The sequence below is a fragment of the Devosia sp. MC1541 genome (assembly GCF_012847305.1).
Taxonomy (GTDB): domain Bacteria; phylum Pseudomonadota; class Alphaproteobacteria; order Rhizobiales; family Devosiaceae; genus Devosia.
On sequence record NZ_JABBDZ010000017.1, the window covers coordinates 1 to 13,811 of the forward strand.

Here is a 13,811-nt window from a genome sequence, read left to right on the forward strand (position 1 = left end):
TGGTTCTTGCGAGGAGCCCAAGACCCGATCCCATCCCGAACTCGACCGTCAAATTCCTCCGCGCCAATGGTACTAAGTCTCAAGACTTGGGAGAGTAGGTCACTGCAAGGTCTGCCAAAAACATAAAATCTCTCGACGATCATCAAAACCAAATACAAAAAGCCCCGCCCCAAGCGGGGCTTTTTGCGTTTCTAAGCTCCGCACAATTGCCCCCACCTCACCTCCCCCGCAACCGGGGGAAGGACTGGAATGGTGTGCTGGGTTGGATCTCCATGCCCGCAACAAGCCCCCTCAGCCGGCCCTAGAGGGCCGACCTCTCCCCGGAGGGGCGAGGTGAAGGTAGGCTGCGATTTCTGATACCCCCTCACCCTCAATCCCTCCCCGCAAGGGGGAGGGAGGCAAAGCGGTGTTTGTTGGGGGAGAGGTGCCTATAAGGCCCGGCTTTGCAAGCGGACCATCTCGCCTGATCGAAGAGGTCAGAGCCCTGCGCCAACGGCGGAGGTGGGAAGCGGCTTGGGTACAGCGTGGGGCAACGGAAATGCTCCGCGCAAAGTGTGCGCGGAGCTGAATTTTAGGCCTTTAGGGGCAGGCCCAGGGTGATCAGTTCCGACCGCAATTGGCCAGGGTCCTTGAAATGGATACCCTTCATGCCAAACTTGCGTGCGGCAACGATGTTGGGTTCGCTATCGTCGATGAAAACGCAGCTGTCTGGGGCGAGAGCATAACGATCACAGAAGGTGCGGTAGATGCGTGGATCGGGTTTGACCAGTCTTTCGAGCCCTGAGACGACAACGCCATCGAACTTTTCGAGGAACGGCCATTCACCCAAGCAGGTCATCCACTTCTCCCAAGAGAAGTTGGTAATGGCAAAGGTTGGGACGTCCTGTTCAATCAGTTCGTTGTGGATGTCGATAGTACCCTGAATGAAGGGACCAAAGGTCTCTTTCCAGCGCGTGTCAAAGGCTTGAATTTCGCGCCAGTATTTTGGAAAGCGAGTAACGAGCTTGGCAACGCCTTCAGAATATTTTTCGCCGGCGTCGAACTCCAAGTTCCAATCGCTGGTGCAGATCGTCTCGTGGAACCACTGCGCGTCTTCTTCAGTCTCAAAGAGCTTGCGGAACAGGTACATAGGGTTCCAGTCGACGAATACGCCGCCCAGATCGAATACGGGAATAATGTGGTCGTCCATGATCGCTTAGCTTTAAGGAATGGTCCCTGCTTCTGCCATGCAGTGTTGCATTGGGCAAGCAAGGCTATGGGGAGACGATCACACCCGTGGTGGTGCGGGGGATGTGATAGCTGGTGCGGTGCAGTTGCACCGTCTGATCGACAACGACAGCAAAGCTCGGGCTGTATTCATAGCTGGTTTCAGCGACGATGACCACACGGCCAAGAGCGAGATCCGTCATCTCTTGCGGTAGTTCTATTGTAAAACCCTCTGCGGGCACGATTTGGCCGTCGGTATACTGCTTAGACCATTTGACCACAGCCTCTCCGGCCGCTGACACTTCAACGCCGGCAATTGTCTGAACGACAGTTGTGCTGTCGTAGGGATGCATAATGCCACTGGCCGCCTGGAAATAGTCTTCCAAAGTCCCCTGAGAGAGCGTGCCATTGGTACGCGCTACAAGATCACCGAGAGCACTGGCCGCAGTTTGGACTTTGCGGTCCAAGATGATGAGCGTGCTGCCCTCGACTGAGCCCAGATAGAGAACGAGCATGATCGGCATCGCGAGCGCAAACTCAACAGCGGCAACGCCGTTCTCGTTCGATAAGGTTTTGGCGACGAGAGAGCGGAGTTTGGAGCGCGCGCGCATCAGAAGGGCTCGTTCATAAAGACGAACGTCGAGCCAATGAGGCGCGTCCCATCCGCTAGGTTAGCGATGCTCAAAGGGCCAAGGGGGATCGGAACGGGATAGCGGAAGTAGGCTTGTACCATGACAACGCTGGACGCCCCTCCTGGGGCCCAAGTTTCTGGTGTGGTCCAATCGCACTCGGCTGGGCAGGTGATGTCGACGGGTATTGTTGGAGCGGTGCTTTTAAAGGTCTGGATCGTATCGACGCGCAGATGCATGTCCTGACAATCGCCGAAGAGCCCATAAAGGCGGTCACATATCTGCTTTTTGTATTCGGCTGTGCCCTGTTTTTGCGCCTCTCCAATGCGTACATAGCGCGATGCGTCGATGACCGCGCTTTCAAGGACTTGGCTGGATATGAAGACCAGGGAGGTTTGTAAGATGGCAGCGATAAGCCCAAAAAACGGGATGGCCAACAGAGCAAACTCCACGGCGGTCGCGCCACGCGTGTCGCGGAGTGCGGCATAGAGAAGTTTGCGCCGTGAGCTGGCTCGCACCATTGAAGGGATGTCCTGAATTTGTCCCTGAGCAGGGTAGACTGCAGAACGCTAACGAGCCTTTCTGCATATTTGCGCAAATTTGATGAAAACGAGACCGTTCAATTGGCCGCTGATTGGACCAATTGCGCGGAGGCCAGTGCCTGTCCGGAGAAATTGGCATCGTCGCCCATCATGACGACAGGTTGACACACCGGGGCGCAGGACAGGCTGGTCCGATTGAGCCCCTGATAAACTGTCATCACCCCAGCCTGCAATTGCGTGACCTCTACAAGCGTGTCCGCAATCGGTTCGCCCATGGCGTCTAGGATGATGAGATTGGTTTGGCCGTAGCTTTTACCGGTGAGAACCAAAGTTTGAGGATCTTGGATCGTCACGTCTGCAACGCCGGGGTTGCCAACGATGACCGTCGCGGCTGGTGCATTGATGCGCAGAACGCGCGCCATATTTGCTTGTACAGTAATGGGTGAGCCGTCTTGGGCCATAATGGGGAATGGAATGCTCACGGCAATGATAAGCAGAGTAGTTGCGAGTGTGCGGGGCATTCCACCAAATCCTGAAGTTACTGTGGTCAGAGTGAATCTGGGCGAGAATGGTAAATACAAGGCAAATTTATGGGAAAATTTATAGTGAGGAAGCGGGCTGTCGAATAGATCGCGTTCTTATTGGGAATTCTGTCCCGTAAAAATTGTTCTGATTTTATCGCCTTGTGTGCGGTGTTGGTGAAAAACACGGCGATTGTGTTAACCAGAAAAACACCAAGACTACATGAGTACATTCGTAAGTTGTTGCTACCTAATGAGGATTAACTCTCCTTCAACTTGGCATGGGTAGTTTGTAGTCATGTTCAACCTGTGCTCGTCCCGTTGTGGAGAGCACGCCATGATCGCCGATGAGGAGCTTGGGTATGAAGATTTTTGCACGTTTTGCTAAGGACGAGTCCGGCGCAACCGCTATTGAATACGGCCTGATTGCGGCGCTTGTGGCCGTAGGGATCATTGCCGGTGCTTCTTTGCTTGGAAACAACCTAGGTTCGCTGTTTAATAATATCGGCGGCCGTCTTGGAAACGTTCAGGTGCCAGGATAAGCGCTAGAACAGATATAGTTTAAGGGGAGGTTCGCCTCCCTTTTTCTTTTTGTCGGGGCAAGTTCTAATTGTCTTACTTTGGAATTTTCTATTTTCCAGCCTTGATGTTTTTTGCCGCTATTTCGGATCTGTTCACGATGCGGATCCCGAATTGGCTGGTGTTGGCCGTAGGGCTTGCGTTCTTCCCCGCTGCGATCATTGCCCAAATGCCCTGGGAGGCGATTGGCATTCATGTGCTGTGCGCCTTTGCGGTCTTGGTCGTGGCCTTTGGTCTCTTTGCCCTCAACGTAATTGGTGGTGGTGATGCCAAGTTTGCAGCCGCAACTGTACTGTGGTTGGGCGCCGGGCAAGTGCTGCCATATCTCGTCTACGCTAGTGTATTTGGTGGCATCCTAACTATCCTCATTTTGTTCTTAAGATCACTCCCTCTCGAGGTGTGGATCACTCGGTATGAATGGCTGAGTCGATTGCATAACCGGAAGAACGGGGTGCCTTATGGCATTGCATTGGCAATTGCCGCAGTTTTTGTTTACCCCGAAACTTTGATCTACAATCTCCTGGTTCAAAGCTGAAATTGATCAATATCTTTCTGGACTTGGCATAGTTGAAGCGTGTTCGTTTGGGTGCGATATAGAGGTGCGATTTTGAAGTATCTCAGATTGTTAACCTTAGTAATCAAGGCCTGATTAACCAAGTTTTGACCCTTTTATTTCATGGTCTACAAAGGAAGCTGGCCTTAGCCCGCTGAGCCTTTGGGGGGGTCATGAGACCGGCGCGAATCATTCTCATTGCTGTCGCGTTGATTGCCGGTGGCCTCGCCGCCATCTTGGTTACCCGCGGCGGCAGCACACCTGAGCCGTCTGCGCCGCAGGCAGTTGCCACTCAAATTGTTCCTGAAGCGAAGGTGCAGGTGCTTGTCGCAAGCCGTGGGATCGGCGTGGGTGAACGCCTGCTCGCCGAGAGCACCCAATGGCAGGATTGGCCTGAACAGGCGCTGCGGCCCGAGTTTGTGACCGTGACAGCCATGCCAGAGGCACAGACGGAACTCATCGGTGCAATCGCGCGGTTTGAACTCTTCCCGGGTGAGCCCATTCGTGAAGCCAAACTGGTACGATCCGATAGCGGATATTTGTCGGCTGTGCTGGCACCAGGAAAGCGCGGCGTTTCGGTGGCGGTCTCTCCAGTGTCGAGCGCTGGCGGCTTTGTCGTACCGAATGATCATGTCGACGTTGTGCTCACCACCCCGACCGACCTTGGGCAACAGTCAGAACTGATCCTTTCCGATGTTCGCGTTTTGGCTATTGGCACGCGCCTCGGCGAGATGGGGCAGTCTGGGGGCAGTGAGGACCCCAATAACACCACCCCGCCCACGACCTTCGTGTCAGACACGATTGCCACCTTAGAGCTGGACCCGGGACAGGCGGAAACGCTGATTAATTCCTCGACCCGTGGCCAGTTAAGCCTGACGCTCAGATCGGTCGCTGACTTTAATCGGTCCGATGAGCAACGCTTTGGATCCAACCAGCCTGTTCGTCTGATCCGCTACGGGCGCGAACAGAACGTTGTAACCAGTGCGGGGCAAGTGTCGCCCGTCCCTGCTGAAACCGCTTATGACTCCGCCAGCCTGCCAGAGGTTCAAACTGGTCCCGCCGCTCCGCAAGTTTTGCCGCAGTGAGAGTTCGAGAGTGATGAAAACGGCCAACACAAATCGATCATTGTCCGGTAGAGCGGCGACACTGGCCTTCGGGCTGGGTGTCGCGATGTTGTCGGCAACGGGTCTGTCGCCTGTTCAAGCGCAATCACAGGCGCAAATCGCCATTCAACCCAGCGCCTATGGGGCCGTCCGCCCCTTGAGCATCGAACGTAACAAATCTCTGATCGTCGACTTGCCCGCGGGTGTCGCGGAGGTGGTGGTCTCGCAGCCCGAGATCGCTGCCGCGATTATGCGCACCAGAACCAGAGCCATCGTGCAGGGCATGTCTTCGGGCAAGACCAACATCTTCTTCCTTGATGACGCTGGACGGACCATCCAGGTGCTCGATATTGCGATCAACGAGGCGGAGTCGGCGGTTGGAGCTGCGCTTCAAACCGCGCTGGCGCGTGTCTTGCCAAACTCCAACATTCGCGTGGAATCCGTTCCGGGTCTCGATGGGTCCAGCCGGGTCGTCCTGACGGGCAACGTCCGCTCGGGTGAAGATCGTGAACGGGCCACCGCTGTTGCCACTCAATTCGCTGGATCTGCGGATAACGTCGCCAATATCTTGGACGTGGCGGGAGCCCAGCAGGTGATGCTGCAGGTCACCGTTTCCGAAGTGAAGCGCGATGTGGCCAAGCAATTCGGCATAAACTTTGGTGCTGCCTTCAATGTTGGAACGGCCAACCTCCTGCAATTCGCAACCACTCTGGTGGATAGTGAAAGCCCATATGGCTTGAATGCAAGGTTCTCTGACAATGGTAATTCGGTCTTAGGCGTTATCCGGGCGCTTGAGGATAAGGGGGCGCTCAGGGTTCTGGCGCAGCCGACACTGACAGCCATTTCAGGCGAAGAAGCCAAGTTCCTCGCTGGTGGCGAACTTCCGTATTACTCCTATGATCCAGCAGAGGGTGGCGACGGCGGCGAAGGCAACAGATTGCAGCGGACCGTCGTATTTAAGCCTTATGGTGTCGAGCTCTCGTTCGAGCCTGTGGTGAAATCGAATGGGGTGATCGGGCTCAAGGTCGATACTTCGGTGTCTGAACCGCAAGCGGATTTCTCGCTCACCAAGCGGCAAGCCTCCACCTCGGTTGAGCTGCCGAGCGGCATGACGCTCGCCATCGGCGGCCTTCTGCAAGAGAGCACCAGCCAGAACATCAAACAGTTCCCGCTCTTGGGTGATATTCCTATCCTCGGCGCGCTGTTCCGGTCCCGCGAGTTCCAGACGCAACAGACCGAATTGGTGATCTTGGTTACCCCTTACCTCGTCAACGCGGCTCCCGCAGGCACTCTTGCGGTGCCGACCGACAAGTTCGCCATGAGCGGCGATGCAGAGGCGATCTTCCTCGGGCGTATTGAACATCAATACGGGGTCGGATCGACGGGTGAGTTCCGAGGCGGTTTCAGCGGCAATGTTGGCTTCGTTCTCGATTGAGTTGGATTGAGGAGCAGTGCGTATGAGTTTCCTGACGCCGGATAAAGCAAAGACTGAAGAGGTGGCGGCAGAGATCGCAACTGGCGCTCGGCTCGTGCCGCGCATCACTGTCCAGGCATTTTGCGAGAACACGCAGACAGCACAGCTTGTCGAAGCCGTTCTACAAGATCGACGCATGTCTAAAGTCGCGCTGACCACGCACAACGGTGGCGTTGAAGGGGCGATAGAGACTTACAAGTCGAACCCGACGCCAAACTTGATCATTGTGGAATCGACACTCACACCTGGCGCGATCGTTGCGGCATTGGGGCGCCTGTCTGAGGTGTGTGACGCGGCAACACGAGTCATCGTACTCGGGCATGTCAATGACGTGCTCTTGTATCGTGAGCTGATCCGCAACGGCATTTCGGAATATGTGGTTCTGCCGGCTAGCCCTCAGGAACTGGTCGCGGCTATTACCGACATCTATGTCGCAGAGGGCGCGGCGCCTATCGGGCGAACGATTGGCTTTGTTTCCGCCAAGGGCGGGGCCGGGAGTTCAACTGTCGCGCATAACGTCGCTTGGGCAATCGCCTCCTCGCTCCGTCAGGATTGCCTCGTTATCGATATGGATTTGCCGTTTGGCACGGCAGGGCTGAACTTCAACCAAGATCCGCCCCATGGTTTGGGTGATGCAATGTTGGCCAGCCAAAAGGTCGATCAAACCATGCTTGATCGCCTGATGAGCAAGGCGGCTAACCACATCAGCCTGCTCGCTTCTCCGGCATCGCTTGATCAGACGTGGGATTTTGGCGAACGCGACTTCGAGCAGGTCATCGAGATCTGCCAGAAATCGGTACCCGTGATCATCTTGGATATTCCGCATGTGTGGAATAGCTGGACACGGCAGACATTGGCTTCGGTTGATGAAGTTGTGGTCGTGGCCGAGCCCGATCTGGCCAATTTGCGCAACGCTAAGAATTTGTCTGATGCGATCAAGATCATGCGCCCAACAGAGGCAGCACCCAAGTTGGTGATGAACAAAGTTGGCATACCGAAGCGTCCGGAGATCAATCCGAACGAGTTCGCGACGTCGGTGGAATGTTCGCTGATCGGGCAGATCGGCTTTGATGCACATCTGTTTGGTACAGCGGCGAACAATGGCCAGATGATCGCTGAAGTACAAGCATCCAACAAGATTAACGACATCTACCGTAGCATTGGCTTTCAGGTGACTGGTCGCGCAGTGGGGCAGGCAGGGGGGAAGGGCGGGTCACTGCTCAACCTATCCACCCTGTTCAAAAAGCGCGCCTAAGTCAGGCTTCGGCGTTAGGAAGTATGAGATATGTTTGGCAAGCGAACGACATTTGGCGGCAATACGCCCGGAGTTTCTGAGCTCCCGCGTCCAATCGCCAGCCCGCCACCGGGAGCGGTGTCGTCCCCTGCGCAACGCCGCCAGCCTGACGCAGACAGCTCTGCCAGTCGTGCGAAGAGTACGGACGACGTTCTCGACGTCAAAGCACAGGCTGAAAACCCGCGAGCCAAGGAATATTTCTCGACCAAGTCAGCGATCTTTAATGCGCTGATTGACTCGATTGACCTGAGCCAGTTGGCGACGATGGAGAGCCAGTCGGCGCGCGAGGAAATTCGCGACATCGTCTCCGAAATCATTGCGCTGAAATCCATCGCGATGTCGATTGCCGAGCAGGAAGATCTGCTTGAAGACATTTGCAACGACGTGCTGGGTTACGGCCCGCTCGAGCCGCTGCTCGCACGCGATGACATTGCCGATATCATGGTGAACGGCTCGCAGCGCTGTTACATCGAAGTCGGCGGCAAGGTCCGGCTGACAAACGTGCGCTTCCGCGATGATGCGCATTTGATGAATGTCTGCCAGCGTATCGTGTCGCAGGTCGGTCGCCGTGTCGATGAAGGCTCGCCAATTTGCGACGCGCGCTTGCCTGACGGGTCGCGTGTGAACGTTATCGCGCCGCCTCTTGCCATTGACGGCGCAGCGCTGACCATTCGTAAATTTAAAAAGGACAAGCTCACCCTTCAGCAGCTGGTCAAATACGGCTCTATTTCCTCTGAGGGCGCGGAAGTGCTGCGTATTCTGGGCCGCGTGCGTGCCAATATTTTGATCTCAGGCGGCACGGGTTCGGGCAAGACCACACTGCTCAACTGTTTGACAGCCTTCATCGAAAAAGATGAGCGGGTGATTACCTGCGAAGACTCGGCCGAATTGCAACTGCAGCAACCACACGTTGTCCGCCTTGAAACGCGTCCTCCGAACTTGGAGGGGGAAGGCGAGATCACCATGCGTGATCTTATCAAGAATTGTCTGCGTATGCGCCCTGAACGCATCATCGTCGGCGAAGTGCGTGGTCCGGAGTCCTTCGATCTCCTGCAGGCGATGAACACGGGCCACGATGGCTCTATGGGCACTCTGCACGCCAACTCGCCGAGAGAGGCGCTTTCGCGTTTGGAATCGATGATCACCATGGGCGGCTACTCGCTGCCGAGCCGCACCATTCGCGAAATGATCGTGTCTTCGATCGACGTGATCGTTCAGGCCGCGCGACTACGCGATGGTTCGCGCCGCATCACCCACATTACCGAAGTGCTGGGCATGGAAGGGGATGTGATCGTGACACAGGATATCTTCACCTATGACATCATGGGTGAAGACGCGAACGGCATGCTCCTCGGGCGTCACCATTCGACCGGTATTACCAAGCCTCAATTCACGGAACGCGCGCGCTACTTCAACGAAGAGGCCAACTTGGTGGAAGCCTTGGAGGCGTCCAACATTGAGCATCGCGAAATGGCGAGTAAGTAGAATATGACCACAAGCGTGCTGCTCATCATTTTGTTCGTTGTTGTTGCCGGTGCATTGGCCTTGGCGTTTGTCCCCGCGGCCGCGGGTGGCCAGCGCGCAAAGCAGCGCCTCAAGGTCTATCAAGGTGATGTCTCCATCAATCGGCGCGTTGCCGGGGAGAGCCGTGTCCGGGATAATCGGCGCAAAACGGTGCAGCAGGCGCTCAAGGCGCAGCAGGATGAGTTGAAAGCCAACCGCCGGTTGACCATCCCAGCCATGTTGTTTCAGGCGGGAATGACCACGACACCCGCTGCCTATATTCGCAACTCGATTATCTTCGGTGTTGTGCTTTTTGGGCTTTTGGTTGTGGCGCAGGTGCCGTTTTATTTTGCGGCCATCATTGCTGCCGCGGGTGGGTATCTAGGTCCACGCTTTTACGTCATGCGTAAGCGCCGCAAATATCAAGATCGGTTCTTGGACGAATTACCCAATGCCATTGAAGCGATTGTCCGTGGCGTTAAAACGGGTCTGCCGCTCAATGATACGGTGCGTGTTGTCGCCAAGGACACCAAGGAACCAGTTCGCTCTGAGTTCGGTCGCATCTTGGATCAGCAGGCTTTCGGCTTCTCGATGCAAGAGTCCATTCAGATCCTGTTGGAGCGCGTGCCTCTGCCTGAGGTGAATTTCTTCGTTGTGGTTATCACCGTGCAGCAACAGTCTGGCGGTAACCTCTCAGAAGCCCTGAGCAATTTGGCGCGAGTTCTGCGCAACCGCAAAAAGATGAAAGCCAAGGTCAAGGCAATGTCGTCTGAAGCGAAGGCATCGGCGGCGATTATCGGCGCGCTGCCAATTGTTGTGGCCGTTCTGATCTCCGTTGTGTCGCCGGCCTATCTGGCCCCACTTTTCACGACACCCGTTGGCAATGTGTGTTTGGCCATTGCTGTGTTCATGCTGAGTGCAGGCGTTTTTGTCATGCACCGCATGGTTCAGTTCGAGATCTAGGGGGGTAGCCGTGGACATCATCGCGCTTGTAACCCAACGCGAGTTTTTGATTGCGGCCCTTGCTGCCATCTCGGCGACGGCTGCGGTGTTTACCTTTGGGTCCAGTCTTCTGGTCAAGCAGGAGCTCAAAGGGCGCATTCAGCGCGTGGCACTGGAGCGCGAGAAAATGCGGGCCCAGGAGATGTCTCGGTTGCGTGGGAGCTCTGCGGCAGTAGCCGACCGAAGTTCGATCCGCCGCGATGACAATACAAAGGCCTATATGCGCAAGGCCGTCGACAGATTTGATCTGCGGAAAGCCTTCCAGGACGAAAATACGCTCGACCAGCTGTCCATGGCTGGACTGCGTGGTCCGGCCGAGTTGACCAAATATCTCTTCGTGCGGTTCACGACACCGGTTGCCGTATTGCTGTTTGCGATCTTCTACTTAGTCGTCGTAGCGCCTGGTGATCGACCCATGTATCTGAGCCTCGCCTACTCCGTTGCGATTGGGGTCGTCGGCGCCTACTTGCCAGTGCTATTGTTGAAAAACAAAATCCAGAAGCGCCAAGCCTCTATCCGTCGCGCATGGCCAGATGTGTTGGACTTGATGCTGTTGTGCGTTGAGGCTGGCATGTCCATGGAGCACGCCATAAAGCGCGTTGCCAAGGAAATCGGCGGTCAGTCACCGCAGCTTGCCGAAGAACTGACGCTGACCAATGCCGAGCTATCATTTCTGGAAGATCGCTCACGCGCCTATGAAAACCTCGGCCGACGCACAGGGCTCGACAACGTTAGGGCGGTCATGACCGCACTTATTCAGGCCGATCGCTATGGCACCTCTGTAGGTCAGGCTTTGCGTGTCATGGCTGAAGAAGGGCGTGAAGCGCGTATGATGGAAGCGGAGAAGAAGGCAGCCGCATTGCCGCCGAAACTAACCGTGCCGCTCATCCTCTTCCTGCTGCCCGTATTGTTTATCGTGGTCCTGTCGCCAGCAATGATCAAAGTCTTCACTGGCAGCGTCGCAAGCACGGTCGGCGGCGGCTAATCGAGGGCCTTAATCCTTGAGCAGGTCCCAACGGTTTTGCTGGGTCAGCAGCGCTCTGATGTAAGCCATGTTGGATTCCACTTGATCAGGCGGAAGCTCGGCGGCGTAGATTTTGCGCGCCTCATCAAAGCGTCCCTGTAGGCCGAAAACCAATGCCAGGTTTTGACGGGTCTGTGTCGATGCCCCTTGCATGCTGACGGCTTTGCGCAGGTGCTGCTCGGCCAGGCTCAGTTCATTGGTCATCGCATAGGATAGGCCAAGATTGGTTTCGATCGAGGCTTCGTTCGGTGCAAGAGCTGCGGCCTGCGTGTAAATGCGCCGTGCTTCGCTGTTCCGCCCCATCTGATCCAAGGTCGCGCCTTTGACCAACAGTGCGCTCCAATCTGGAGCGTCCGTGCGCAGAACATTGTCTATGACGTTGAGAGATTGCTCAAACCGGCCCGCAGCCGTCAGGGCCTTGGCATAGGCAATGGAAATCGGAACGTCCTTGGGGTGTGCGGCAAGGGTCGCCTCTAAGGCCGCCATGGCCTGTTCCGGCTGGCCTATTGCGCGCAGATGGGTGGCGTATTGAATTGTATTGTTGCGGTCGCGCGGGTTGGACTTATAGCGCGCAGTCAGTTGCTCAAGCGTCGGTTGTTTTTGACTGGCCGCAAATGGCCCTGTGCCCGAACCATTGTAATTTCTCGAACTGGTACAGCCCGATAGCGTCACAGCCGTCAAACCAACAGCCAGAACACAATGCATCCAAAATCTATCGTATTTTACCCGAGGCATGGTTTCCTCCGGGACATGACCCCTTGCTTGGCAATAGATCATTAACCCTAATATTGGGTTAAACCCATAATGTTGCTATCAATTGCAGGGGTGGTGGAGAGGTCTGTTTGCGTGCTTGATCATTCTGTTGGCGCGCAACGCGTTTGTTTTCCCTTTTAGTAGTCGCAATAGCCCTTTTTTGTTCGGGAATTAGGTAGTTCGCGCCGTTGCCAGAAAACTATTTCCGGAGTTGGATGGTGCCAGAACCCCGTTCGGGGCTAGAACACGCCAAAATAATCTGGAGAGTCTGATGGCCAAGACTTCGGCTACACCGGTCATTGCAATTGTTGACGGCGCTTTGGACGATGCCGCGCTTACCGATGTCCAGCGCAAATGGGCGCAGGCGCACGGTTTTTCCGGCCAGACCGGAAAGCTGCTGGCAGTTCCCGATGCGCAGGGCGATATCACCGCATGGCTTTTGGGCATGGGGCCGAGCGAAAGCCTGAATCCCTTTACGGTTGGTCTGGCTGGAAGCAATCTGCCCGAGGGCACTTATGCGCTGGAAGGGCAGTATGGCGACGCCACACAGGCGGCCACAGCGTTTAAGCTGGGTGCTTATCGCTTTGATCGGTACCGCGACGCCAAACCGAGCCCGCAGCTCGAAATGCCTGACGACGCAGATGCTGATGAGGTTGATTTCCTCTCCCAAGGTGCTTTCCTCGCTCGCGATCTTATCAATACGCCCGCCAATGATCTTGGCCCGGATGCCTTGGACCAAGCGATTAGGGACTTCGCGCGTCGCAATGGCATGAAGGTTACGGCCATTGTGGGTGATGACTTGCTGGGCGCAAATCTGCCACTGATCCATGCCGTGGGTCGGGCGAACGCTCAGGCCCCACGCTTGCTTGACCTCAGCTGGGGCGACGAAAGTCATCCTAAGGTGACGCTAGTTGGTAAGGGCGTCACCTTTGATACTGGCGGTTTGGATATCAAGCCCGCAGCAGGCATGCTGATGATGAAAAAGGATATGGGCGGCGCTGCCAATATTCTTGGCCTTGCCCATGCTGTGGTGAATGCGGAACTCCCAGTGCGCCTCCGCGTGTTGATCCCGATTGTCGAAAATTCAATCGCGGGCAATTCGTTTAGACCTGGAGACGTTATCCGCTCGCGGGCCGGGCTGACTGTCGAGATTGGCAATACCGACGCGGAAGGTCGTTTGATCTTGGCCGACGCACTGGCATTGGCGGATGAGGAAGCGCCTGATCTCCTCGTCGACATGGCAACGTTGACGGGGGCTGCGCGCATAGCGCTCGGACCAGAACTGCCGGCGACCTATAGCTCTGATCATAGCCTTGCTTATGCCATGGCGGATCTCGGCCCGAAGGTCGAGGACCCCGTGTGGCCGCTGCCGCTATGGGCGAACTATGGAAGCCAGCTCAACTCCAAAATTGCCGATATGAACAATACTGGAGCGGGAGGATTTGGCGGGTCGATTATCGCCGCGCTGTTCCTGCAGCGTTTCGTCAAAAACGCTAGCGCGTGGGTGCATATGGACATTTTTGCTTGGGCACCGGAATTGCGTCCGGGGCGCCCGGTCGGGGCAACCGACCAAGGCATACGCGTGCTCTATGTACTGCTGAAGCAGCGCTACGGGGCTTAACGCCCCG

14 protein-coding genes and 1 rRNA gene are annotated in these 13,811 nt (G+C 56.0%); 10 read left to right on the forward strand and 5 right to left on the reverse strand.

Annotation, left to right across the window (positions count from 1 at the left end; all coding sequences use genetic code 11):
• Window positions 1-111: ribosomal RNA gene (rrf, locus tag HKD40_RS14960) — 5S ribosomal RNA — on the forward strand; the annotation flags it as partial.
• A gap of 460 nt (window positions 112-571) precedes the next feature.
• On the opposite strand, the gene HKD40_RS14965 is transcribed toward rrf, so the two are convergent.
• The 4 genes from HKD40_RS14965 to HKD40_RS14980 all read right to left on the reverse strand — a co-directional run bounded on the left by HKD40_RS14965 (window position 572) and on the right by HKD40_RS14980 (window position 2,898).
• Window positions 572-1,189 (reverse strand): HAD family phosphatase, encoded by a 618-nt coding sequence (locus tag HKD40_RS14965; protein WP_169196594.1) that lies wholly within the window; start codon window positions 1,187-1,189, stop codon window positions 572-574.
• A gap of 64 nt (window positions 1,190-1,253) precedes the next feature.
• Window positions 1,254-1,817, reverse strand: a complete 564-nt coding sequence (locus tag HKD40_RS14970; RefSeq protein WP_169196595.1) for a TadE/TadG family type IV pilus assembly protein — start codon at window positions 1,815-1,817, stop codon at window positions 1,254-1,256.
• Complete coding sequence (locus HKD40_RS14975) at window positions 1,817-2,356, reverse strand: TadE/TadG family type IV pilus assembly protein (protein WP_169196596.1); 540 nt, start codon at window positions 2,354-2,356, stop codon at window positions 1,817-1,819. Before HKD40_RS14975 ends, HKD40_RS14970 begins: the two co-directional genes overlap by 1 nt.
• Window positions 2,357-2,454: 98 nt before the next feature.
• Window positions 2,455-2,898 carry a pilus assembly protein N-terminal domain-containing protein gene (locus tag HKD40_RS14980; protein WP_169196597.1) on the reverse strand — a complete coding sequence of 148 codons (444 nt, stop codon included), beginning with the start codon at window positions 2,896-2,898 and terminating at the stop codon, window positions 2,455-2,457.
• Between the two features lie 362 nt (window positions 2,899-3,260).
• Here HKD40_RS14980 and HKD40_RS14985 point away from each other — a divergent pair, with 362 nt between their 5' ends.
• The 8 genes from HKD40_RS14985 to HKD40_RS15020 all read left to right on the forward strand — a co-directional run bounded on the left by HKD40_RS14985 (window position 3,261) and on the right by HKD40_RS15020 (window position 11,391).
• Window positions 3,261-3,440 carry a Flp family type IVb pilin gene (locus HKD40_RS14985; protein WP_169196598.1) on the forward strand — a complete coding sequence of 60 codons (180 nt, stop codon included), beginning with the start codon at window positions 3,261-3,263 and terminating at the stop codon, window positions 3,438-3,440.
• 68 nt (window positions 3,441-3,508) lie between these two features.
• Complete coding sequence (locus HKD40_RS14990) at window positions 3,509-4,012, forward strand: prepilin peptidase (RefSeq protein ID WP_248306090.1); 504 nt, start codon at window positions 3,509-3,511, stop codon at window positions 4,010-4,012.
• 191 nt (window positions 4,013-4,203) lie between these two features.
• Window positions 4,204-5,115, forward strand: a complete 912-nt coding sequence (gene cpaB, locus HKD40_RS14995) for a Flp pilus assembly protein CpaB (protein WP_169196599.1) — start codon at window positions 4,204-4,206, stop codon at window positions 5,113-5,115.
• 13 nt (window positions 5,116-5,128) lie between these two features.
• Window positions 5,129-6,568 (forward strand): type II and III secretion system protein family protein, encoded by a 1,440-nt coding sequence (locus HKD40_RS15000; RefSeq protein WP_169196600.1) that lies wholly within the window; start codon window positions 5,129-5,131, stop codon window positions 6,566-6,568.
• Window positions 6,569-6,590: 22 nt separating this feature from the next.
• Window positions 6,591-7,862 (forward strand): AAA family ATPase, encoded by a 1,272-nt coding sequence (locus tag HKD40_RS15005; RefSeq protein WP_169196601.1) that lies wholly within the window; start codon window positions 6,591-6,593, stop codon window positions 7,860-7,862.
• Window positions 7,863-7,892: 30 nt separating this feature from the next.
• Entirely contained in the window at window positions 7,893-9,386 is a 1,494-nt protein-coding gene (locus HKD40_RS15010; RefSeq protein WP_169196602.1) for a CpaF family protein, read from the forward strand.
• Window positions 9,387-9,389: 3 nt separating this feature from the next.
• Entirely contained in the window at window positions 9,390-10,367 is a 978-nt protein-coding gene (locus HKD40_RS15015) for a type II secretion system F family protein (protein ID WP_169196603.1), read from the forward strand.
• A gap of 10 nt (window positions 10,368-10,377) precedes the next feature.
• Window positions 10,378-11,391: a type II secretion system F family protein gene (locus HKD40_RS15020; RefSeq protein ID WP_169196604.1), complete on the forward strand. Its 1,014-nt coding sequence runs from the start codon at window positions 10,378-10,380 to the stop codon at window positions 11,389-11,391.
• 9 nt (window positions 11,392-11,400) lie between these two features.
• Here HKD40_RS15020 and HKD40_RS15025 read toward each other — a convergent pair whose 3' ends face one another.
• Window positions 11,401-12,165: a tetratricopeptide repeat protein gene (locus tag HKD40_RS15025; protein WP_169196605.1), complete on the reverse strand. Its 765-nt coding sequence runs from the start codon at window positions 12,163-12,165 to the stop codon at window positions 11,401-11,403.
• 289 nt (window positions 12,166-12,454) lie between these two features.
• Here HKD40_RS15025 and HKD40_RS15030 point away from each other — a divergent pair, with 289 nt between their 5' ends.
• On the forward strand, window positions 12,455-13,804 hold the full coding sequence (locus tag HKD40_RS15030) for a leucyl aminopeptidase family protein (protein ID WP_169196606.1): 1,350 nt from the start codon (window positions 12,455-12,457) through the stop codon (window positions 13,802-13,804).
• Window positions 13,805-13,811: the final 7 nt, after the last annotated feature.